22 protein-coding genes are annotated in these 21,569 nt (G+C 44.2%); 13 read left to right on the top strand and 9 right to left on the bottom strand.

The features are described from left to right. Positions 1-100: 100 nt before the first annotated feature. Genes BUB99_RS08400 through BUB99_RS08420 form a run of 5 tightly spaced genes read right to left on the bottom strand, consistent with a single transcriptional unit; the run spans position 101 to position 4,738 of the window. Positions 101-1,348: a nucleotide sugar dehydrogenase gene (locus BUB99_RS08400; RefSeq protein ID WP_170863763.1), complete on the bottom strand. Its 1,248-nt coding sequence runs from the start codon at positions 1,346-1,348 to the stop codon at positions 101-103. A gap of 1 nt (position 1,349) precedes the next feature. Next, the gene (locus tag BUB99_RS08405; protein ID WP_073121427.1) at positions 1,350-2,291 is read right to left on the bottom strand and encodes a UDP-glucuronic acid decarboxylase family protein; all 942 of its coding nucleotides are present in this window, start codon (positions 2,289-2,291) and stop codon (positions 1,350-1,352) included. After that, on the bottom strand, positions 2,284-2,847 hold the full coding sequence (gene rfbC, locus BUB99_RS08410) for a dTDP-4-dehydrorhamnose 3,5-epimerase (protein ID WP_073121429.1): 564 nt from the start codon (positions 2,845-2,847) through the stop codon (positions 2,284-2,286). Before rfbC ends, BUB99_RS08405 begins: the two co-directional genes overlap by 8 nt. Before the next feature lie 4 nt (positions 2,848-2,851). Beyond that, positions 2,852-3,712 (bottom strand): glucose-1-phosphate thymidylyltransferase RfbA, encoded by an 861-nt coding sequence (gene rfbA, locus BUB99_RS08415; RefSeq protein WP_073121431.1) that lies wholly within the window; start codon positions 3,710-3,712, stop codon positions 2,852-2,854. A gap of 15 nt (positions 3,713-3,727) precedes the next feature. After that, complete coding sequence (locus BUB99_RS08420; protein ID WP_073121433.1) at positions 3,728-4,738, bottom strand: NAD-dependent epimerase; 1,011 nt, start codon at positions 4,736-4,738, stop codon at positions 3,728-3,730. Positions 4,739-4,852: 114 nt separating this feature from the next. On the opposite strand from BUB99_RS08420, the gene BUB99_RS08425 reads away from it, so the two are divergent. Genes BUB99_RS08425 through BUB99_RS08445 form a run of 5 tightly spaced genes read left to right on the top strand, consistent with a single transcriptional unit; the run spans position 4,853 to position 9,406 of the window. Next, positions 4,853-5,518: a heme exporter protein CcmB gene (locus BUB99_RS08425; protein ID WP_073121435.1), complete on the top strand. Its 666-nt coding sequence runs from the start codon at positions 4,853-4,855 to the stop codon at positions 5,516-5,518. Positions 5,519-5,528: 10 nt separating this feature from the next. Then, positions 5,529-6,188 carry a cytochrome c biogenesis protein CcsA gene (ccsA, locus tag BUB99_RS08430; RefSeq protein ID WP_073121805.1) on the top strand — a complete coding sequence of 220 codons (660 nt, stop codon included), beginning with the start codon at positions 5,529-5,531 and terminating at the stop codon, positions 6,186-6,188. A gap of 7 nt (positions 6,189-6,195) precedes the next feature. Then, positions 6,196-6,453: a CcmD family protein gene (locus BUB99_RS08435; RefSeq protein WP_073121437.1), complete on the top strand. Its 258-nt coding sequence runs from the start codon at positions 6,196-6,198 to the stop codon at positions 6,451-6,453. Position 6,454: 1 nt separating this feature from the next. Beyond that, a complete protein-coding gene (locus BUB99_RS08440) occupies positions 6,455-6,868 on the top strand; it encodes a cytochrome c maturation protein CcmE domain-containing protein (RefSeq protein ID WP_073121439.1) in 414 nt (137 codons plus the stop codon). A gap of 9 nt (positions 6,869-6,877) precedes the next feature. Continuing rightward, entirely contained in the window at positions 6,878-9,406 is a 2,529-nt protein-coding gene (locus BUB99_RS08445) for a heme lyase CcmF/NrfE family subunit (RefSeq protein WP_073121441.1), read from the top strand. A 20-nt stretch (positions 9,407-9,426) separates the two neighbouring features. Here BUB99_RS08445 and BUB99_RS08450 read toward each other — a convergent pair whose 3' ends face one another. Next, positions 9,427-9,861: a hypothetical protein gene (locus BUB99_RS08450; RefSeq protein ID WP_073121443.1), complete on the bottom strand. Its 435-nt coding sequence runs from the start codon at positions 9,859-9,861 to the stop codon at positions 9,427-9,429. A 38-nt stretch (positions 9,862-9,899) separates the two neighbouring features. After that, the gene (locus BUB99_RS08455) at positions 9,900-11,018 is read right to left on the bottom strand and encodes a glycoside hydrolase family 3 protein (RefSeq protein ID WP_073121444.1); all 1,119 of its coding nucleotides are present in this window, start codon (positions 11,016-11,018) and stop codon (positions 9,900-9,902) included. Between the two features lie 125 nt (positions 11,019-11,143). Here BUB99_RS08455 and dxs point away from each other — a divergent pair, with 125 nt between their 5' ends. The 4 genes from dxs to BUB99_RS08475 all read left to right on the top strand — a co-directional run bounded on the left by dxs (position 11,144) and on the right by BUB99_RS08475 (position 15,857). Continuing rightward, on the top strand, positions 11,144-13,060 hold the full coding sequence (dxs, locus tag BUB99_RS08460; protein WP_073121446.1) for a 1-deoxy-D-xylulose-5-phosphate synthase: 1,917 nt from the start codon (positions 11,144-11,146) through the stop codon (positions 13,058-13,060). Between the two features lie 3 nt (positions 13,061-13,063). After that, positions 13,064-13,828 carry an alpha/beta fold hydrolase gene (locus BUB99_RS08465; protein ID WP_073121448.1) on the top strand — a complete coding sequence of 255 codons (765 nt, stop codon included), beginning with the start codon at positions 13,064-13,066 and terminating at the stop codon, positions 13,826-13,828. A 48-nt stretch (positions 13,829-13,876) separates the two neighbouring features. Further along, positions 13,877-15,352, top strand: coding sequence for an MltF family protein (locus BUB99_RS08470; protein WP_073121450.1), 1,476 nt, complete (start codon positions 13,877-13,879; stop codon positions 15,350-15,352). Positions 15,353-15,413: 61 nt separating this feature from the next. Beyond that, positions 15,414-15,857, top strand: coding sequence for a tellurite resistance TerB family protein (locus tag BUB99_RS08475; RefSeq protein WP_073121451.1), 444 nt, complete (start codon positions 15,414-15,416; stop codon positions 15,855-15,857). Here BUB99_RS08475 and BUB99_RS08480 read toward each other — a convergent pair. Continuing rightward, on the bottom strand, positions 15,854-16,102 hold the full coding sequence (locus BUB99_RS08480) for a hypothetical protein (protein ID WP_073121453.1): 249 nt from the start codon (positions 16,100-16,102) through the stop codon (positions 15,854-15,856). The two genes, BUB99_RS08475 and BUB99_RS08480, sit on opposite strands and share 4 nt — an antisense overlap. Before the next feature lie 128 nt (positions 16,103-16,230). On the opposite strand from BUB99_RS08480, the gene BUB99_RS08485 reads away from it, so the two are divergent. Both BUB99_RS08485 and BUB99_RS08490 read left to right on the top strand, forming a co-directional pair. Next, complete coding sequence (locus tag BUB99_RS08485; RefSeq protein ID WP_073121455.1) at positions 16,231-17,127, top strand: MBL fold metallo-hydrolase; 897 nt, start codon at positions 16,231-16,233, stop codon at positions 17,125-17,127. Positions 17,128-17,131: 4 nt separating this feature from the next. Beyond that, positions 17,132-17,857 carry a 3'-5' exonuclease gene (locus BUB99_RS08490; protein WP_073121457.1) on the top strand — a complete coding sequence of 242 codons (726 nt, stop codon included), beginning with the start codon at positions 17,132-17,134 and terminating at the stop codon, positions 17,855-17,857. Here the strand turns inward: BUB99_RS08490 and BUB99_RS08495 are convergent. Then, a complete protein-coding gene (locus tag BUB99_RS08495; protein WP_073121459.1) occupies positions 17,854-18,288 on the bottom strand; it encodes a hypothetical protein in 435 nt (144 codons plus the stop codon). The two genes, BUB99_RS08490 and BUB99_RS08495, sit on opposite strands and share 4 nt — an antisense overlap. Before the next feature lie 121 nt (positions 18,289-18,409). Between BUB99_RS08495 and rnr the strand changes: the two genes are divergently transcribed. Next, on the top strand, positions 18,410-20,599 hold the full coding sequence (gene rnr / locus BUB99_RS08500) for a ribonuclease R (protein ID WP_073121461.1): 2,190 nt from the start codon (positions 18,410-18,412) through the stop codon (positions 20,597-20,599). Beyond that, positions 20,592-21,569 carry a polyprenyl synthetase family protein gene (locus BUB99_RS08505; RefSeq protein ID WP_073121462.1) on the top strand — a complete coding sequence of 326 codons (978 nt, stop codon included), beginning with the start codon at positions 20,592-20,594 and terminating at the stop codon, positions 21,567-21,569. The genes rnr and BUB99_RS08505 overlap by 8 nt, the downstream gene beginning before the upstream one ends.

Raw genomic sequence — 21,569 nt, forward strand, 5'->3', positions numbered from 1 at the left:
ACTTATAAATGCAATTCTTCTTCAAAACAGTCCTATTTGCAGGGTTAAATGCGCCGCAAAGCTAGCAACAATAATTGTATTCTTAAAATCTATTCCCTTCCTACAAAAACCCGGAAACCAATCCTCGTGGCAAAATCCCTTTCACATCATAGATAAGGCTACTTTCAGATTGTTTCTCCCAATCAATTTCCGTAAATTCTTGGTGAGCTACAGCCAATATCTGAGCACTATATTTTCCTGAAGCATCAGAAACCAACTCTATTCCATACTCTTCTTTCACTTCTGCAGCATCGGCTAGCGGATCAAAAACCTCTACTTGGATGTTGTACTCCTGTAGCTCTTCAATGATATCAATGACTCTAGTATTGCGTACATCAGGACAGTTTTCTTTGAAGGTAATGCCATATACCAGCACACGAGCATCCACCAACTCCACACGATTCTTTGTCATCAGCTTGATGACCTCCTGTGCGACGAACTTGCCCATGTTGCTATTGATGCGGCGACCTGCCAAGATCACTTCAGGCAAATAACCTACACTCTCTGCTTTGTGCGTCAAATAGTAAGGATCCACTCCGATACAATGCCCACCGACTAACCCTGGTTTGAATGGCAAGAAATTCCACTTGGTACCTGCGGCTTCTAGTACCTCAGCCGTATCGATATCCAGTCGGTTAAAAATTAATGCGAGTTCGTTGACAAAGGCAATGTTGATATCTCGCTGAGAGTTCTCGATCACTTTGGCTGCCTCAGCAACCTTAATAGAAGACGCACGGTACGTTCCTGCCGTAATAAAAGAGGCATAAAACGCATCGATACTAGCGGCAATTTCCTCCGTACTGCCACTTGTGACTTTCAAAATTTCTTTGACACCTCGCTCTTTGTCTCCAGGATTGATGCGCTCTGGAGAATACCCTAGATAAAAATCTTGGTTGAAAATCAAACCAGATTCTCTCTCCAATATCGGTTTACAAATCTCATCTGTACATCCTGGAAACACTGTGGACTCATAGACTACTATATCTCCCTTTTTGAGATACTTCCCTACCAAAACAGAAGCTTTCTCCACCAACGAAAGGTCTGGATTGTTGTTTTCATCTATAGGTGTAGGAACGGTCACTATATAAAAGTTGGCAGATGCTAAATCCTGTGCTTCCGCACTAAAACGTACTGAAGATGAAGACAAGCCTTGCTGACTCACCTCACCTGTTCGATCATGACCTGCCACCAATTCATCGATACGCTTTTGATTGATATCAAAACCAATCACCTCGTACTGTTCTGCTGCTGCGACTGCTAGCGGCAAGCCAACATAGCCTAAGCCAATAACGCCAACTTTTATATCCATTTTATTTCACTTTATCCTTAAAATACTCCAAAGTAGGCTTCAAACCTTCACTTCTTGAAAATTGCGGTGACCAACCCAAAAGCTCCTTTGCTTTGGTGATGTTCGGTTGACGCTGCTTCGGATCATCTGTTGGCAATGGCTTATAGATAATCTTAGACTTGCTACCCGTCAATTTCAAAATTTCTTCCGCAAACTGATTGATCGTGATTTCATCTGGGTTGCCAATATTGACAGGGTCAGCACAATCACTCAATAGCAATCGATAAATCCCCTCTACTAAGTCATCAACGTAGCAGAATGATCTCGTCTGCGAACCATCACCAAATGCGGTCAAATCTTCGCCTCTCAATGCCTGCCCGATGAATGCTGGCAATACACGACCATCGTCCAATCGCATTCTTGGACCATAGGTATTAAATATTCTCACGATACGAGTCTCGACACCATGGAAAGTATGATACCCCATTGTCATGGCCTCTTGGAAACGCTTCGCCTCGTCGTATACTCCTCTTGGCCCGACAGGGTTTACATTACCCCAATAATCTTCCGTCTGTGGGTGAACCAAAGGGTCACCATATACCTCTGAAGTAGAAGCAATGAGCATTCTTGCTCCTTTAGCCTTAGCTAACCCTAACAAATTATGCGTACCCAAGGAACCCACTTTCAAAGTCTGAATAGGCATCTTCAAATAATCGATCGGACTAGCTGGCGATGCAAAATGCATGATGTAATCCAAATCTCCTGGTACATGGACAAACTTCGACACGTCGTGATTGTAAAACTCGAAATCCTCTCTGTGAAACAAATGTTGAATATTGTCCAAAGAACCTGTAATCAGATTATCCATGGCAATCACGTGACACCCTTCCTTCAAAAAACGATCACAAAGATGTGAACCAAGGAATCCCGCTCCTCCTGTAATAAGTACTCTTTTCTTAGCCATTGTATTGAAAATTAAATGTTCTTTTAGTTAGTGGTTCGTATAGTTTATCCTTTTCCGAAAGGATAATTTCATTTTCTGGCAACTGCCATTCGATACCGATAGAAATGTCGTTGTACATAACCCCACACTCGTGCTCTGGTGAGTAGTAGTCATCTATCGCATAAAAAATTTCTGCTGTCTCAGATAACACCAAAAAACCGTGAGCAAAACCCTTTGGCACAAATAGTTGATTCTTTTTCTCTTGACTAATCACCTCCGAATAATATTGACCATAGGTCGGAGAGCCTTCTCTCAAGTCTACAATCACATCTTGAATCTCTCCCTGAGTCACGCCGACTAGTTTAGCTTGGCTAGAAGGCATTTCTTGAAAATGAAGCCCCCTTAGTACCCCTCTCACCGATCTAGAACTATTAAACTGGATAGGCTTAAAGTCAACCCCAGTTAACTTTTTAAAGTTACGAGCATTGAACCATTCGAAGAAATATCCCCGGTTGTCATTAAACAGTTTCGGTTGTAGAGAATACGCTCCCTGTAAATGTAAAGGCTTAATCTCCATTCTTTCAATTCAATAATTTCATCAAATACTCTCCATAACCACTTTTAACCAATGGAGTTGCCAATTGCTCTAGTTGAACCCCATCTATATAGCTCATCTTATAAGCCACCTCCTCTATGCATCCAATTTTGAGGCCTTGTCTATCTTCTATCACCTGTACAAAGGAACCCGCCTGCATCAGCGATGCAAAAGTACCCGTATCCAACCAAGCAGTCCCTCTGTCCAATATCTCAACACTCAGCTGATTTTGTTTCAAATATTCATTATTGACCGATGTGATCTCTAATTCTCCTCTTGAACTTGGTTTGATCGACTGGCTAATTTCTACCACTTGATTATCATAGAAGTAGAGTCCTGGTACTGCATAATTAGACTTAGGTCGCTCTGGTTTTTCGACAATCGATATCGCCTTCTTGTTGTCATCAAATTCCACCACTCCGTAGCGCTCAGGGTCATTGACATGATAAGCAAATACGAGCCCTCCGGTGACATCACTTGCCGCCTGTAGTTTCTTAGAAAGGCCTGAAGCATAAAATATGTTGTCGCCTAGCACCAAAGCCACCTTGTCCTGTCCAATAAAATCTTTGCCAATGATAAATGCCTGTGCTAACCCTTCAGGCTTTTCTTGCACCGCATATTCAAACCTACACCCCAAATTCTTTCCGTCTCCTAGCAAGTCCCTAAATAAAGGGAGGTCTCGTGGTGTAGATATGATGAGAATCTCTCGAATCCCCGCCAACATCAAAGTAGACAAGGGATAATAAATCATTGGTTTATCATATACAGGCAGTATTTGCTTGCTAACCGAATAGGTCAAAGGGTGTAATCTAGTTCCTGAGCCCCCCGCTAGGATAATTCCTTTCATAGTTAGCGTTAGGTTTTAGGCCTTATAATATTCTTTGTACCAATCAATGAAAGCTCCTATTCCTTCTTCGATCGTGGTATTAGGTTTATACCCAACATCTTTCATAAGAGCGTCCACATTGGCATAGGTATCAGGTACATCTCCAGGTTGCAGCGGCATCAAATTCATTTTGGCTTTGATACCCAGTTTCGCTTCAATCGCTTTGATGAAATCCATCAACTCTACCGGCTCGTTGTTGCCAATATTATATACTTTGTATGGAGCATAACTGGACGAAGGGTCAGGGTGAGATCCATCCCAATCTCTATTCTTCTTAGCTGGTTTTTTTAATAATCGATAAACCCCCTCGACAATATCTCCAACATAAGTGAAATCTCTTTTCATTTTTCCCTCGTTGAAAACATTGATTTCTTCTCCTGCCAATATCGCTTTGGTGAATAAAAACAGAGCCATATCTGGTCGACCCCATGGGCCATATACTGTGAAGAATCTCAGTCCCGTCACTGGCAGGTCAAACAAAGACGCATAGGAATGCGCGATCAACTCGTTGGATTTTTTTGTTGCCGCATATAGAGACATCGGATGATCCACATTGTCTCGTACCGAAAAAGGCATGTTCTCATTGGCTCCATATACCGAACTCGAAGAGGCAAACAGAAACTGCTTTACTTTATGATTCTTGCTAATTTCAATAATATTGGCAAAGCCGACCAAGTTAGCATTGACATAGGCTGCTGGATTCTCAATCGAATACCGAACCCCAGCTTGAGCAGCTAAATTAACGACATAGTCCACTGTGTTTTCAGTGAAAACTTGCTCCAAACCAGTTTTGTCTTCTAGACCGATTTGATAAAAAGAAAACTGATCGTACGCTTCTAATTGAGCTAATCTTGCTTTTTTCAGATTGACATCATAGTAATCATTCAGATTGTCTACACCGATGACTTTGTAACCATCATCAAGCAATCGTTTCGAAAGGTGGTAGCCGATAAATCCGGCACTGCCAGTTACGAGTATAGTTTCCATTTATTTCCTTATACTAAATAAACACAATGCTAAGGGGATTGACCCGCAATCCAAAGCTTTAAATTATCAAAGTGAAAAGTTATAGCAAATCTTGCTCTAAATTTGCGTCCTGTTATGCTCAAAGAGATCAAAGCACTGCTGTGGAAAGATATCGTACTCGAATGGAGGCACAAATATGCCCTCAACGGCATACTGCTGTATACTTTTTCTACGATCTTTATCTGTTACCTATCCTTCGAGGTGCTACATGCCAGAGTCGATCAGTTCAGCTGGAATGCGCTCTACTGGATCATCATCCTGTTCACCTCCATCAGCACAGTCGCCAAAAGCTTCATCCAAGAAAAGGAAGGTCGGCAGCTCTACTACTTCAACCTAGTCCGCCCACAAAGCATCATCCTCTCCAAAATCATCTACAACTCTGGCTTGCTAGTGTTACTTGCTGTTTTGGCTTTCGGTGTGTTTAGCCTTGTGCTCGGCAATCGTGTCCAAGACCCCGGTTTCTTTGTACTCATCATATTAGCGGGTACGGTTGGGTTCGCCACGACACTCTCGCTGATGTCTGGGATCGCCTCCAAGGCCGACAACAACGGCATGCTCATGGCTATCCTTTCCTTCCCAGTCATCATTCCAGTCTTACTCATGATTATTAAGCTTTCGCGAAATGCAATAGATGGGATTGCACGCTCCGAAAGTCTCGATGAGTTACTAACTTTGCTCGCAATTGATATGATCGTAGGGACGCTGGCCTATCTGCTGTTTCCCTACTTATGGAGAAGCTAATATGTTTTCAATTAAAAAATCTTGGTGGAAAATCTTGGGTGTGCTGCTCACGGCCTACGCCCTCTTGGGCGGGTTACTGATGGAGGTTCCCCGTCTTGCCATCCTCAACGAGACCATTCGAAACCTGTACTACCACGTCACCATGTGGTTTGGGATGATCATCCTGCTGACAGGATCCCTAGTCTATTCGCTCCGATACCTGTCGAGCAAAAATGAGCACTTTGACATCCGAGCCGAAGCGTATGCCAAAGCAGGTTGTCTATTCGGTGTGCTCGGTATCGTGACTGGCATGGTCTGGGCTCGATACACCTGGGGAGAGTTCTGGAGTGGAGACCCAAAGCAAAACGCTTCTGCGATCGCACTGCTGATCTACTTTGCCTATTTCATCCTCCGCAGTTCTTTCGAAGATCCCCAACAACGCAGCAGAATCTCTGCGGTCTACAACATCTTCGCGTACTTCGCGATGATCCCGCTGCTGTTCATTCTACCACGCCTGACCGATTCCATGCATCCAGGCAACGGTGGCAACCCTGGTTTCAACTATTTTGACCTAGACGGAAAACTAAGAATGATATTTTACCCAGCCATCATCGGCTGGACACTCATGGGCGTATGGTTTGCCTCGATCAAAATCCGTATTCAAGACATTCGCCTCACACAAGACCTTTGATGATCACATGAAAAAATTACTTTTTGTACTCCTCCTCACACTGAGCCTGCAGGCTGCAGCCCAAGATGAAAAATACCAAGTCACCGAAGGCGACTACACCAATCAACGGGTGGAAATGGCGGATACCATGCGACAAAGCGGTAAGATTTACGTAGTAGTTGCGGTGGTAATGACCATCTTTGCAGGCATGGTGATTTACCTCGTCCGTCTGGACAAAAAAGTCACCAAACTCGAAGACGAATTGACAGAAGCAAAGCAGGATTGATATGAAGAAGTCTCATATTTTTGGAATCGTAGTGATCGCAGCAGCCATCATGGTGATCATCTCTACCGCTGGAGACGCCAGTACTTATGTCGGATTTGACGATGCACGTGCCATGGCAGAGGATGGTGACAGCAAGAAAATCCACGTGGTAGGTCAGCTCAAAAAAGATGCGCACGGTGAGATCGTCGGCATCCAAGATTCTCCCAACAAACTGGCCTTCTCTTTTGTCCTCGTGGACAACAACAACGAAGAACAACGCGTATATTTCAATGAACCCATGCCAGCGGACTTTCTACGATCAGAGCAGGTCGTGGTAGTTGGCAACTTCCAAAACGACCATTTTCTCGCATCTAAAATATTGATGAAGTGCCCTTCCAAATATCAGGAAGAAACCATCGAAGTGAACGACGTTTAATTTTCCCCTATGCATTATTTCATTGGCTCTCTGGGTCACTTTTTGATCATCGCTGCATTCGTTAGTGCTTTGGTGTCGGCCTACGGCTATTTTCGTTCTGTACAATCTACTGAGATTGCAGACAAAGACTCTTGGATGCGTTTCGCCCGGATAGCTTTTTGGGTACATGGCGGCTCGGCTCTTGGGGTCGTCGCTACGCTCTTCACCATCATCAACAGGGGTTACTTTGAGTACCACTATGCCTACAGCCACAGTTCGACTGTCCTCCCCGTCTACTACCAAATCTCCGCCTTTTGGGAAGGGCAGGAGGGGTCTTTTCTCCTTTGGATCTTCTGGAATGTCATCCTAGGGTTCGTCCTCATCCGTACCAACAAATTTTGGGAAGCCCCCGTGATGGCCATCTTCGCTATCGTACAGGGATTTTTGCTATCGATGATCCTCGGTGTGGTTCTTTTCAATCTCAAAATCGGCAGTTCTCCATTCATCCTCCTACGTGATGCGATGGATGCACCGATATTCAAAACCAGCCCGGATTTCATCCCCGAAGACGGCTCTGGACTAAACCCGCTACTCCAAAACTACTGGATGGTCATCCACCCTCCTACCTTGTTCTTAGGTTTTGCGACGACTCTGATTCCCTTTGCATACTGTATCGCTGGGCTATGGTTGGGCAAATTCAAAGAATGGATCAGACCCGCCTTGCCTTGGTCGCTATTCTCAGCAGTCGTCCTAGGCGTGGGGATCTTGATGGGTGGCTACTGGGCCTACGAAACGCTCAATTTTGGCGGCTACTGGAACTGGGATCCTGTAGAAAATGCCGTCTACGTACCTTGGCTCGTTCTCATCGCAGCGATCCACACCATGATCGCCTTCAAGAAAAGTACCACTGCACTCAAATCAGCCATCATCCTTGCGGTATCGGCTTTCTTGCTGATTGTATATTCTACATTCTTAACCCGAAGCGGCATCTTGGGTGATTCGTCTGTTCACTCCTTTACAGACTTGGGGCTCTCCGGACAATTGCTCGTTTATCTTCTGGCCTTTGTCCTTGGGGCGCTCTTTTTGATCATCAGATCATGGAAAAAACTCGAAAGCGACGAACAAGAAGTCTCGACCTACTCTCGTGAGTTTTGGATATTCATGGGTGCAACTGTACTCTGTCTGATGGGATTCCAAGTTATCATTCCTACATCCATCCCTGTGTGGAACGCCCTCGTGGGGCTCGTCGGGATTGACTCCAACATGGCTCCTCCTGTAGATCAAGTGGAATATTACACGCAGTATCAGCTTTGGGGAGGCGTATTGATCGCTCTTCTATCGGGTACGGGACAGTTTTTTTGGTGGAACAAAATGGACAAAACCAAACTCAAAGATGCACTACTGCTACCCATTGTGCTCACATTGGCCATCACTGCAGCGATCATCATCCTTTTCAAAGTCCAGAACATCACCTACATCCTCGTACTGACAGCAGGAACCTACTCCATCATCGCCAATGCCAAGATTTTATTGAATCGATGGAAAACCAATATCAATTTGTCAGGTGGAGCCATCAGTCATATCGGTATCGCCATGATGCTCTTGGGAGTATTGTTCTCCTCAGGCTACTCCAAAATCGTCTCGCTCAACCAAACAGGACTGGTATGGAGCAAAGAATTTCCAGACGAAGTGAACCAAAAGAATCTATTGCTCTTCCAGAACGAAGACCGCCAGATGGGAGAGTACTCTCTCAACTACAAAGGCACACGCAAACGCATCGAGGGATTCCCTGGCTATGTCAACATCCATGACATCAATCAAATCAACGAAACACAAGCCATCGCTGGAGTTGACTTATCTTCAGATGAAGAAGTTGTTTTCCATCAGGGGGACACTCTCACCCTGATCACACCTGAGACGAGCTACTTCGAAATCGCTTATACCAAGGAAGAAACATCATTCGACCTCTACCCGACGGTGCAGATCAATGAAAAGATGAACATGACGGTCTTTTCTCCTGACATCAAGCGCAAACTAGGGTTTGACCTTTACACGCATGTGCGAACCTTCCCAGACCCAGATCAAGAGACAGACTGGAGCGAAACAGAAATCATCACGACTCAACTCGACGAACCCTTCTTTGTCAATGATTTTGTAGCCACACTCGAAAAGGTACAACGGGTGACCGAACTGGACGGGCTGACACTAGGAGAAGGAGATGTCGCCATCAAAGCAGACATCCGAGTGAAGGGCAGTGATCGAGACTACCTCGCAGAGCCTTATTACATCATCAAAGACAACCAAGCAGGTCTGCTCTCTGATATCATCCATGACCTAGGCGTCAAGCTCACCATCACGGAAATCGACCCCAAAAGCAACAGTTTCAAAATCGGGGTAAACAAAACACAAAAAGACTGGGTGATACTAGAAGCGGTCGAAAAACCAATGATCAATGTGCTCTGGATAGGCACCCTCGTGATGGTGATTGGGTTCATCATCGCGATCACTCGACGCTATGGTGAGTTCGTCAAAATGAAAGAGAAAGGACTCGAATCCTAAGTGAACAAAGAGAAGGTAAATTACACCTTCTCCATTTCTACACGTACTTTGCAACTATTAGACTCAGTATTGAGTTCTATAGTCATACTATCAAAATCTGAATCAACAACAGGTACATCATAGCAATCACTCTCTAGTTCGTAAGGACATAGTTTGATCTTTCCACTTGAGATTTCGTACTCTCCAGCCTCTGCTATGGTAGCCCCTCCGTCTAAACTCACATTCAACGTGTATACATCTGTCTGACGCAAATTTAAGGTAACACATGCTGTTGTACTACTTGTGCGCGGACAGCTCACAGGGCCATCGTTGGACTCTAAGTCGCAACCAGATCTAACCACTCCGTCTTCCTTGGCCAGCCAAAGACCTGCTTGAGCCGTGTGATCATCATCATCTCCACAAGACAATGTAAAAGGAACCAGTAGAACGAGCAATAATTTGTTTATCGATTTCATGATGTAATAGTTGGTGAATTTTAGAGTTCAAAGGTAAATCACAAATTGCTTTTCATGCGCATGATTCTCTCATAGGATTTTTTGATTCGCTCCTCAGATATTTCACCACGCTCGACATAGTCCTTTATGATAGCATGTATGTCTGTTGCAGACTTCTTTTCATTGTCAGGGACATTACCCGCGAACATGACGACATCCACCCCTGCGTCGATCGCCAAACGAACTGACTCAGCTATACCATAATTCTTCGAGATAGCATGCATCTGCATATCATCCGAAAACACCACTCCGTCATAAGCCAACAAACCGCGTAATACTTGCTGAATAATCACTGGAGATAACGTAGCAGGATAACCACTCGGGTCAAAGTGCCTATTAACAATATGTGCGCTCATGATGGCATCCACCATGCCCGAATCCAACATGTATTTGTACGGCATTAGTTCGCTCATCTCCCAATACTTTGTCACGTCTGCTACCCCCAAATGTGAATCTGCATGCGAACTACCATGACCCGGAAAGTGTTTGAGTACAGTCAAAACCTGATTCTCTCTGTGAGTGCCTACTACCGCACTCGCATGTCGAGCTACCTGATAGGGGTCAGCCGAATAACTTCGACCAATTTCACCAATCACGGGGTTTTCTGGGTTCACGTTTACATCTACATCTGGTGCATAATTCAGGTTAAACCCTAACTCATGCAGCGTATATGCTGTCGCATTAGCATAGAACCTAGTACTATCTAGGTTGTCAAGCTTACCAAGGTATTCTGCCGTCTTAGTTTCTGGAAAACCATATTTGGGTTTCAGTCGGTTGACCCTTCCTCCTTCTTCATCGATACTCACGAATAGAGGGATGTCTGCTTCCTCCTTCAACATCGTGATAGCACGTTTGAGCTGGCGAGCAGGACTTTTACTATTGATATTTTTTTCAAAGAAAATCACCCCTCCTACTTTTCCTTCTTTGATTTCATCCAAAATAAGAGCATCAGATTCTAAATAAGATTGATCACCTATTCCTGTCATGATCATTTGGCCAATCATCACATCTAAACTCACGGCAGCCTCTTTGGATAAACTGTCTGTCTCACTCTGCTGTGCCATTGTCACAGAGCCAACCAATTGAAGCATAATGAGAAACAATATTCTGTATATCATAATTTGAAAATTTGAAGTTGTAAATTAAATAACTTATTCTGTTTATTTTTGCTCCCCCAAAACCAAATGCTCCAATATAAGGTACATTTTTGGCGCTTTGGTTTTATCATCTTAGATTTAAAGTCATGCAAGTAGAGCCGGGAAAGTTGTTAGCAGGAATCGATACACCTGACGACATGAAAGACCTAGATGCTGTCCAATTGGTGCAGTTATCGTCAGAATTGCGCCAGTATATCATCGATACGGTTTCGGTTTATGGCGGACATTTTGGGGCAAGTTTGGGCGTGGTAGAACTCACCGTCGCACTGCACCACGTATTCAACACGCCGGTGGATCAGCTCATCTGGGATGTTGGGCATCAGGCCTATGGACATAAAATACTGACAGGGCGAAAAGAAAATTTTCATACCAACCGCGTATATGGCGGTCTGTCGGGATTCCCAAAAAGAAAAGAAAGCGAATATGATGCCTTTGGCGTAGGGCACTCTTCTACCTCTATCTCCGCAGCACTAGGCATGGCCGAAGCTTCATTCTACAAAAACGAGACAGACAAGCATCACATAGCCGTCATAGGCGATGGTGCGATGACAGGAGGAATGGCATTCGAAGCGATGAACCACGCTGGAGTTTCTAACTCCAACCTGCTCATCATACTCAATGATAACTGCATGTCTATCGATCCTAATGTCGGTGCACTTAGAGACTACCTGACAGACATCACTACCTCTCACACTTACAACAAACTACGGGACGAAGCGTGGAAAGTCCTTGGTAAAATCAGTAAGTTCGGCCCAAATGCCAGAGAGATCGCTGCGAACTTTGAAAGCAGTATCAAATCGTTTTTGCTCAAACAAAGTAACCTCTTTGAATCTCTCAATCTAAGATATTTTGGACCGGTCGATGGTCATGATGTCAACCACATGGTCAGCGTCCTAAAAGACCTGAAAGACATCAAAGGACCCAAAATCCTACATGTCCTCACCAAAAAAGGAAAAGGCTACTCACTCGCCGAAAAAGACCAAACCAAGTGGCATGCACCTGGTACCTTCGACAAACTCACTGGTGAGATATACAAAAAAGTGTACGAGACACCACAGCCACCCAAATACCAAGAGGTTTTTGGGCATACGCTCGTGGAGTTGGCGGAGACCAATGACAAAATCATGGGAGTGACTCCAGCCATGCCTTCTGGGTCATCACTCAATATCATGATGAAGGCTATGCCAGAACGTGCCTTTGACGTAGGTATTGCAGAACAACATGCCGTGACCTTCTCTGCAGGCCTTGCAACACAAGGTTTAGTTCCGTTCTGTAACATCTACTCGACCTTTATGCAGCGCGCCTATGATCAGGTCATTCATGATGTAGCCATCCAAAACCTACACGTGGTCTTCTGTCTCGACAGAGCAGGGTTTGCAGGCGCTGACGGACCTACCCACCACGGATGCTATGATATTGCCTATTTTAGATGCATTCCTAACATGGTCATCTGCGCTCCAATGAATGAAAAAGAACTCCGCAACATGATGTATAGTTCTCAGTTGCCAGAGAATGCTAGACCTATCTCGATCAGATACCCGAGGGGCAATGGTGTGATGCCAGTATGGAAGTCTGCTTTCGAAAAGATAGAAATCGGCAAAGGTCAAAAAATAAAAGATGGTGACGAACTAGCTTATCTAACTTTCGGACATGTGGGCAACTACGCCATAGAAGCTACTCAGCGTCTCTCCCAAGAAGATATTGCTGCAGCGCACTATGATATGCGATTCGTCAAACCTTTGGATGAAAAACTCCTCCACGAAATATTCCAAAAGCACAGCCATGTCATCACCGTAGAAGATGGATCTTTGCAAGGTGGATTTGGCTCGGCGATCTTAGAGTTCATGGTAGACCATGGCTATCAATCCAAAGTCGTGAGACTCGGAATACCCGATGAAATCATTGAGCACGGTACGCAACTCGAACTACAGCGCGATTGCGGATTTGATCCAGAAGGGCTTTACCTATCTGCCAAAAAAATGTTAGACACCGTCCCTGCTTAAACCATGAATATCAAAATATCTGGTTCTGGAACGAGTATCGTTTTCCTTCATGGGTATTGTGAAACGCATGCAATCTGGAAAGACTATGCCGAAGCACTATCCGAACACTATGAAATAGCTTTAGTAGACCTCCCAGGTCATGGTTCTTCCTCACTAACCATAGAAGATTTTAGTATTGACGACATTGCAGATCTCGTACATGAAGAACTCTCTATGAATGGGATCGACGAATACTTCGTCATCGGTCACTCACTCGGAGGATATGTAGCACTATCCTTAGCAGACAATTATGCTGACAGCATCTTGGGGTTCGGCTTGTTTTCATCCTCTACTTATGCCGACGATGAAGAAAAAAAGAAAGTCCGAGACAAAGTCAAAGAATATATTCTCGACCATGGTGTAGAAAGCTTTATGAACTCATTCGTGGACGGTCTATTCGCGCCTGAAAATCGCCAACGGCTAGCCAATGAAATCGAAGAGATCAAACAAGCAGCCTGCAAGACTCCCGCCAAAAGTGTCATTGGTTATGCGATGGCCATGAAACACCGGCCTGACCGCACCTCTATTCTAGCCACGTCGGACACGCCTGTATTTGTCATAGCAGGAGAACGAGATATGGCAGTACGGCTAGAAACATCCCAACAAATGATAGATCTGATCCCGCAAGGAGATTCCATTATTTTACCCAAAGCTGGCCACAACGGATTCCTTGAAAATAAAATTGAGAGTATAGACTTTATCAAATCCTTTATAAATCAGTACCTTTAGGCTACCTGTAAGTTTATTGTCCCATAAACTTCAACCTTTCACTGATATATGAAATTTAACTTTATACCCCTTCTACCTCTATTTTTCCTGTTCTTTTTGGGCTGCCAAAGTCCTAACAATCAGTCCACCGATTTGGAAATCCAAGAGATTGATCCCGATGGGGCTATAGCATTCGATCTAGCTGCAATCAAGGAGCGAGGCTATCTCACAGCCATCGTAGAGAACAGCTCTAGCGGAATGTTCCTATACCGAGGCGAACCCATGGGGTATGAATATGACCTCATGTCATTGTTCGCTAGTTCCATAGGCGTAGAGCTCAAATTCAACATCACAAGAGACATAGCAGAAAGTTTTCAAAAACTAAACAAAGGGGAAGGAGACGTCATCGCTCGTAACCTAACCATCACCTCAGGACGAAAAAAACACATCGATTTCACCGAACCACTGCACCTCGTTAGACAAATGCTCGTACAGCGCAAGCCTGCCAACTGGCGAGACATGAAACTACATGAAATTGAAAAAACGCTGATTAGAAACCCTGTTGAACTCAAAGACAAGACCATACACGTTAGGCCAAATTCTTCATACATCCCTAGATTAAAAAACCTATCGAATGAAATCGGAGGAGATATCAAAATCGTCATAGAAACAGAAGATTTGGAAACAGAATCCATCATCGAGATGGTAGCAAACGGAGAAATCGCCTATACAGTAGCAGACGAAGATATTGCCCAAGTCAGTGCCAGATATCATTCTATACTCGATGTGGAGACCGCTGTGAGTTTCCCACAAGAAATAGCATGGGGTGTGAGAAAAACTTCTCCCGAACTCCTAAAAAGTATCAACGACTGGCTAGTCAAAATGAAAAAAACCAATGACTACTATGCACTCTATGACAAGTACTATAAAAACTACTCTGTCAATAAAGTCATCGTCAACAGCGCCTACTACTCTACAGATAGTGATAATCTATCTCCTTACGATAGCCTGATTAAGCACTACGCCGATAAAATCAACTGGGACTGGAGACTATTAGCAGCACAGATTTCTAAAGAGTCACGCTTCGATCCAAGTGCCAAATCATGGATAGGTGCCCGCGGCCTATTACAGATCATGCCTCGAACTGGAGCCGCTTACGGTGTATCTAATTTGTTTGATCCGAACCAAAACCTCAAAGCAGGCACGGATCACCTATTATGGCTAGAGGAAAAGTGGTACAAGATTCCAAACCCTGACGAACGTGTCAAATTTGTCCTAGGCTCCTTCAACGTAGGAGATGGACATGTCCGAGATGCTGTCAAACTAGCTAGAAAATATGGTGCTGACACCCTCCTTTGGGATGGAAATGTAGCGAAGTATTTAAAACTCAAATCAAAGAAAAAATACTTCGAAGATCCAGTCGTCACCTTTGGGTACTGCCGAGGTAGTGAGCCTGTCGAATACGTAGAAGACATTCTCTACCGGTACGACCGCTACTTGCAAATGGTGCCACTGGTAGACAGCCTGACCGCATCCGTCGAATAAACCCGCTATACAAACGTAATAATGGTGATTTTAATTAATTTATGCTCAAATCAACAGTTACATGGACGAGCAAATTCACCAACTCTACAAAGAGTACATTCACAATCGTAGAATCAATATCCCCAAAGATCAGTTCGTCTACCTTACCAAACTCTACCCAGCACTACTCGTCTGCATGAGCGATGGAGTGTTAGATAGAGAAGAGTGGGACGGCATCATCATGGCGACTAGAGGACTTGCCGCTGAATTCGTAAAATCCCCGAATGACGACCGGGACATGATAGCATTATCCTTTCGCACAGAGATTCGGTATCTTCTAGATAATGTAGACAAATGGAAGAAAAAATTCCTCAACGCTCTACATCATAGTATTAAAGAGAGTCCATTAGATCAAGAGTTTGTACTAGAGACTATGTATCTCTTTGCAAACATTGCAGATGGCATCTCAGAAGAGGAAGAAAATGCAATTCAAGATTTGGCAAGACGGTTGGATATCAGAGCCTAAACCCATTGTGGTAATTTGATCTGATCGAGATAAAAACCTATCGTACTGCTCTGGTAGTTCAGAGGTGTGATTTTTTTGATTTGAACATCTTTGTGAAACACAAATACCTCATAATATACCCCTTCTAGTAAAAACAAATTGATCTTGTACTGGTAGTATCGAATATCAGTTACAAAACTAGCATTCTCATACAAATGTTGAATCTTGTCTTCTAAAGAGAGATTCATAAACTTCACTAGTGCCATACGCGTAGGTAATCGTGTGACTATAAGTTACAAAAAAAACCAAAAACCTACTTCTCTTACATGGAAATTTAGGCTGCCCCTTTTCAGGCTTGATCCATATCTGTATATTAACATAAACAAGTATCTCAATGATCCCAATAGACATCATAGACCTCCAGTTCAAAAATCTAGATCACGCTATAGCAGCCTATCTAATCCCTACCACGGATGGGCCAATACTAATCGAGACTGGGCCACATTCTACTTTTCCTGTTTTAAAACAAGCCATTGAGGCAAAAGGCTTTCGACTAGAAGACATCAAACACGTCCTACTCACCCATATTCATTTAGACCATGCGGGTGCAGCATGGGCATTTGCTGAGACAGGAGCCAAAATCTATGTTCATCCATTTGGCGCTAGAAACATAGAAGATCCCAATCGTCTCATGGCATCAGCACGCCAAATCTATCAGGATCAGATGGACAGCCTTTGGGGAGAGATGAAACCCATCGCTAAATCACAATTGGTAGAAGTAGACCATGACGAAATGCTTCAATTCGGAGATACACAAATCAAAAGCCTACACACACCTGGACATGCCAAACACCACATCGCGTGGCAACTAGGAGATAATATATTCACAGGAGATGTCGCGGGCGTCAAAATCGGTAACGGTCCCGTACAGCCTCCCTGTCCTCCACCAGATATCAACATCGAGGACTGGATCGATTCTATTGCTATTATCAGTCGACAGAAACCCAAACGGCTCTATCTGACACACTTCTCCTACATAGAGAATCCCGAAGAGCATCTGGGAACCCTACACAAAGTACTCATGAGCTGGTCGGAGTTCATTCACGACAAATGGAAAGAAGGTCTGACCAACGAACAAATCATTCCTCTATTTCAGACCTACACGACTAACCAGCTCAAAGCTGCTGGTCTCTCGCAGGTAGAAATCGACCAATATGAAGCGGCTAACCCTACTTGGATGAGTGTCGCAGGACTAGTTAGATATTGGACCAAAAAATCACAACAAGCCTAAACCCATGCAGAAACTAACCAACCACCAAAACATCATCTTCCTAGATATAGAAACCGCCTCTGCTGCTGATAATTTTGGCAACTTGGACGAGAAACTCCAAGAACTCTGGGTTCGGAAAGCTGATCAGCTCAACCGTAACCAGGATTACGACCTGGAAGCTTTCTACTTCGAACGTGCAGGCATCTATGCCGAGTTTGGCAAAATCATTTGTATCTCGGTAGGTATGCTCTACCACGACAAAGAGGGTCAACTCAACTTCCGTGTGAAGGCATTAACCTCCGAAAACGAACATGAACTATTAGAGACTTTCATAGAACTATTTTCATCCATGGACCAGAGCAAAATCCAACTCTGTGCGCATAACGGAAAAGAATTTGACTTCCCTTATCTCTCCCGACGCATGCTCATCCATCAGTTACAACTGCCACTTTATCTAGAACTATCAGGAAAAAAACCTTGGGAGGTACAGCATCTGGATACACTACAGATGTGGAAGTTTGGGGACTGGAAAAGCTACACTTCCCTAGATTTACTCACCAAAGTTTTTGATATCCCCTCTCCAAAAGGCGACATAGACGGTAGTGATGTCAATAGAGTCTACTACGAAGATCATGACCTAAAACGTATCGGACACTACTGCAACCGTGATGTGATCGCTACCGTTCAGGTTTTTCTAAAAATGAAAGGGCTAGAAATTATTCCAGAAGAGAAGATTACTGAAGTGACCTAAAAGGCATAAGTCAACCGCATCCCATGTGCTCCTTGCTTGTTGAAATAAGAAGCACTGAGATTATCCAGTTTACGCATATAGGACTTTTCCTTATAGTTACCAATGATGGCCAGCGTCGTGCCTCCTGCTATCAAAGGAATCCCAGCATAAACTATAGCAATAATGCCGTAACCTGCGTTCGAACTATCCGTATAGTACTGTCCAGTATAGGGATCTTTTTCCCAATCTGAGCTGGCGATCAGCCCTGCACCTATTAGACTGGCTAATACACCACCACCCAACATTGTAAATCCCGTTCGTTTCAGTTTACTATATTGTTCCACTTTTCTTACGGCATGTTGCTTTTCGGGGTCTTCCATCTCCATGTATTGTGCATGAACACCTAAATGCAAACTCAATGATAAGAAGAAGGTCAAGATCAGTGATTTCATAATAGTTGGAATTTGAGTCCCAAAAATAGAAAGATTTGGTGGAATCCACATTCCCTTGAAATATTAAAGCATTGTGTGGCAAGCTGATTAGATTTACCTATAATTATATACAACAGCCCTTATGGCAAAAAAGAAAAAAAGCCTACGAAAATCTTCCCCTAATGGAAGAAACCCCAACGTACCGGCAATCAGAAGAACTATCCAAGAACTATTTGAAGCACAAGGAGACAACAGTCTCTCGGTCAAACAGATCTTTGCAAAAGCGGGTATCCGCGATAAGAACAGTAGAAGAGAAACCATGACCTTCCTCCTCGAACTCGAGCATGAAGGCCTACTCAAACAACTGCAAAACGGACATTTCGTGAATACCGATCCAGCTAGTGCAGCAGCAAGTAGCGGCCTAGTCGGTAGAGTAGATCATGTCAACAAACGCTTCGCATACGTGGTACTGGACAATGATACCGATGAAGAAATCGATGATGTCTGGGTCAAAAGTGAAGACCTCATGAACGCCATCGATGGTGATCGTGTAGAGATCAAATTCAAAAGAGGAGCCAGTAGAGGTTCTAAACCAGAAGGAAAAGTCATCAAAATCATCGAACGTGCTCGAAATGAGTTCGTCGGAAAAATAGAAGTACTGCCCAAATACGCCTTTGTCGTCCCAGACAATAGAAAAATCTATGTCGACATATTCGTCTACCCAGAGAAAATAGGTAAGGCCAAAACTGATGACAAAGTACTTGTCAAAATCAAAGAATGGCACGGGGGAAAAGCCAAAAACCCCGTCGGCCTAGTGACCAAAGTTCTGGGCAAAGCGGGAGAGAACGAAGCAGAAATTCACTCCATCATGGCAGAGTTCGAACTGCCTTTCGAATTTCCTAAAAACGTCGAAAAAGCTGCTGAAGCCATCGATACAGAGATCACCAAGGAGGAAATCAAAAAGAGACAGGATTTTAGAGACATTACGACCTTTACGATAGATCCAGATGATGCCAAAGATTTTGATGATGCGATTTCCATCCAAAAACTAAAAAATGGCAACCATGAAATCGGTGTGCACATCGCAGATGTCTCCCACTATGTACAGCCAGGCAGCACCCTCGATGAGGAGGCCATCAACCGTGCCACGTCCGTCTACCTCGTAGATCGTACGATACCCATGCTCCCAGAAAAGCTATCCAACGGCGTCTGCTCACTGAGACCATATGAGGAGAAACTCACATTCTCCGCTGTATTCGAAATCGATGATAACGCCAATATCAAGAAAAAATGGTTTGGACGCACCGTCACATACTCTGATCGCAGGTTCACCTACGAAGAAGCCCAAGAGCGAATAGAAAGTGGCGAAGGAGACTTCCATGAAGAAATCAACCTCCTCAACGGACTAGCTAAAAAATTCAAAAAGAAACGCTTTGACAAAGGCGCTATCAACTTCGAAACAGTAGAGGTCAAATTCAAACTCGATGAAAATGGCAAACCGCTTGGCATCATCCCGAAGGAAAGAAAAGATGCACACAAGCTTGTGGAAGAGTTTATGTTACTCGCCAACAAACACGTAGCAGAGTATGTTTTCAATCTCAATGGCGGCAAGGACACGTTCGTCTACAGAACGCACGACAACCCTAACCCCGACAAGTTGGAAAGCTTTACCAAATTCGCCGTGAAATTCGGTCATAAGGTTACAGGCATCAATCATGATGTATCCTCCGCACTCAACAAGCTGATGGACGACATCCAAGGCAAACCAGAGCAGAATGTACTAGAGTCTCTCGCGATTCGCTCCATGTCCAAGGCGGTCTATATCACAGACCCCAAAGGCCACTTCGGACTGGCTTTCGACCACTATACGCACTTTACCTCTCCGATACGGAGATACCCTGACGTGATGGTTCACCGGCTACTTCAGCACTATCTATCCAAGAAAAAATCTCCTAAAGCTGAGGAATACAAAGAAATCTGTAGACACACCTCCGAACGAGAAAAACGTGCCTCTGACGCAGAGCGCGCTTCGATCAAATTCAAGCAAGTAGAGTTCATGCAATCTGTCGAAAACAAACCATTCGAAGGGGTAATCTCTGGCGTGACGGAGTTCGGCATATTCGTGGAGATCACCGAGACCAAGTGCGAGGGCATGGTACGTGCTGCCAGCATGACGGACGACTTCTACGAGTTCGACGAAAAGAACTATTGCATGATTGGCAAACGCAATAAAAGAGTATTTACTTTGGGCGATAAAGTGACGGTAATGGTAGTTGCCACAGATATAAATCGCCGTACGATTGACTTAGAGTTTGTTGAATTAGATGACTGAAGAAATAAAAGCTTATCAAAAGAAATTGAATGAGGCCATTGCCCAGATTGATTTTGATAAGCAACCCACAGCGCTATATGCGCCACTTGCCTACACGCTAGATTTGGGAGGCAAAAGGATGCGCCCCATCCTAGCGATCATGGCCTATTTGATCAAAAAATCCGATTGGGAAAAGATCATAGTGCCAGCTCTATCGATCGAGTTATTTCACAATTTTACTCTCATCCATGATGACATCATGGACGAAGCGCCACTTCGAAGAGGTCGCGAAACGGTCTACAAAAAGTGGAACAAGGATGTTGCTATTCTGTCCGGCGATGCGCTCATGATCATGGCGTATGACCTCCTACTGGAGGCGGAGCACGAGGATTTCAAATACATCGTCCGTCTCTTCAACAAGTGTGCGATAGAGGTCTGCGAAGGACAACAGTTCGACATGGATTTCGAAGCATTACCGACAGTGACCGAGGCAGCCTATATCAAGATGATCAGGCTCAAAACTGCTGTACTCCTCGGATATTCGCTAGAACTAGGCGGACTACTCGCTGGGATGACCAAAGAAGAAGCGATCCATCTCAGAGACTTTGGGGTCAACATAGGCATAGGCTTTCAGCTCAAGGATGACATCCTAGACGTCTATGGTGATGCAGACAAGTTTGGCAAGCAGGTCGGGGGCGATATCATCGCCAATAAAAAAACCTTTCTGCTCCTAAAGGCCATCGAAAAGGCAGACGGAGAAACTGCCGAAAAATTGAAGTACTGGCTAGCACTAGAAGATTTTGATGCACAAGAAAAAGTCACTGCCATCAAAGAAATCTATGCACAACTCGACATCCACGCGATCGCTGAGACCAAAATGAATCATTACTTTGAATTAGGATTTAAACAACTCGACGAGCTAGATGCCGATACCTTGAACTTAGATCCCCTCAAGGCTTTTACACAAGCACTGATCGCAAGAGATCACTAG

This window comes from Reichenbachiella agariperforans, assembly GCF_900142205.1.
GTDB lineage: Bacteria > Bacteroidota > Bacteroidia > Cytophagales > Cyclobacteriaceae > Reichenbachiella > Reichenbachiella agariperforans.

Bases quoted from the DNA above. Each gene is read 5' to 3' on its own strand.
- BUB99_RS08400 (WP_170863763.1), bottom strand. From the start codon at position 1,348: ATGGATATAAAAGTTGGCGTTATTGGCTTAGGCTATGTTGGCTTGCCG.
- BUB99_RS08405 (WP_073121427.1), bottom strand. From the start codon at position 2,291: ATGGCTAAGAAAAGAGTACTTATTACAGGAGGAGCGGGATTCCTTGGT.
- rfbC (WP_073121429.1), bottom strand. From the start codon at position 2,847: ATGGAGATTAAGCCTTTACATTTACAGGGAGCGTATTCTCTACAACCG.
- rfbA (WP_073121431.1), bottom strand. From the start codon at position 3,712: ATGAAAGGAATTATCCTAGCGGGGGGCTCAGGAACTAGATTACACCCT.
- BUB99_RS08420 (WP_073121433.1), bottom strand. From the start codon at position 4,738: ATGGAAACTATACTCGTAACTGGCAGTGCCGGATTTATCGGCTACCAC.
- BUB99_RS08425 (WP_073121435.1), top strand. From the start codon at position 4,853: ATGCTCAAAGAGATCAAAGCACTGCTGTGGAAAGATATCGTACTCGAA.
- BUB99_RS08435 (WP_073121437.1), top strand. From the start codon at position 6,196: ATGAAAAAATTACTTTTTGTACTCCTCCTCACACTGAGCCTGCAGGCT.
- BUB99_RS08440 (WP_073121439.1), top strand. From the start codon at position 6,455: ATGAAGAAGTCTCATATTTTTGGAATCGTAGTGATCGCAGCAGCCATC.
- BUB99_RS08445 (WP_073121441.1), top strand. From the start codon at position 6,878: ATGCATTATTTCATTGGCTCTCTGGGTCACTTTTTGATCATCGCTGCA.
- BUB99_RS08450 (WP_073121443.1), bottom strand. From the start codon at position 9,861: ATGAAATCGATAAACAAATTATTGCTCGTTCTACTGGTTCCTTTTACA.
- BUB99_RS08455 (WP_073121444.1), bottom strand. From the start codon at position 11,018: ATGATATACAGAATATTGTTTCTCATTATGCTTCAATTGGTTGGCTCT.
- dxs (WP_073121446.1), top strand. From the start codon at position 11,144: ATGCAAGTAGAGCCGGGAAAGTTGTTAGCAGGAATCGATACACCTGAC.
- BUB99_RS08465 (WP_073121448.1), top strand. From the start codon at position 13,064: ATGAATATCAAAATATCTGGTTCTGGAACGAGTATCGTTTTCCTTCAT.
- BUB99_RS08470 (WP_073121450.1), top strand. From the start codon at position 13,877: ATGAAATTTAACTTTATACCCCTTCTACCTCTATTTTTCCTGTTCTTT.
- BUB99_RS08475 (WP_073121451.1), top strand. From the start codon at position 15,414: ATGGACGAGCAAATTCACCAACTCTACAAAGAGTACATTCACAATCGT.
- BUB99_RS08480 (WP_073121453.1), bottom strand. From the start codon at position 16,102: ATGGCACTAGTGAAGTTTATGAATCTCTCTTTAGAAGACAAGATTCAA.
- BUB99_RS08485 (WP_073121455.1), top strand. From the start codon at position 16,231: ATGATCCCAATAGACATCATAGACCTCCAGTTCAAAAATCTAGATCAC.
- BUB99_RS08490 (WP_073121457.1), top strand. From the start codon at position 17,132: ATGCAGAAACTAACCAACCACCAAAACATCATCTTCCTAGATATAGAA.
- BUB99_RS08495 (WP_073121459.1), bottom strand. From the start codon at position 18,288: ATGAAATCACTGATCTTGACCTTCTTCTTATCATTGAGTTTGCATTTA.
- rnr (WP_073121461.1), top strand. From the start codon at position 18,410: ATGGCAAAAAAGAAAAAAAGCCTACGAAAATCTTCCCCTAATGGAAGA.
- BUB99_RS08505 (WP_073121462.1), top strand. From the start codon at position 20,592: ATGACTGAAGAAATAAAAGCTTATCAAAAGAAATTGAATGAGGCCATT.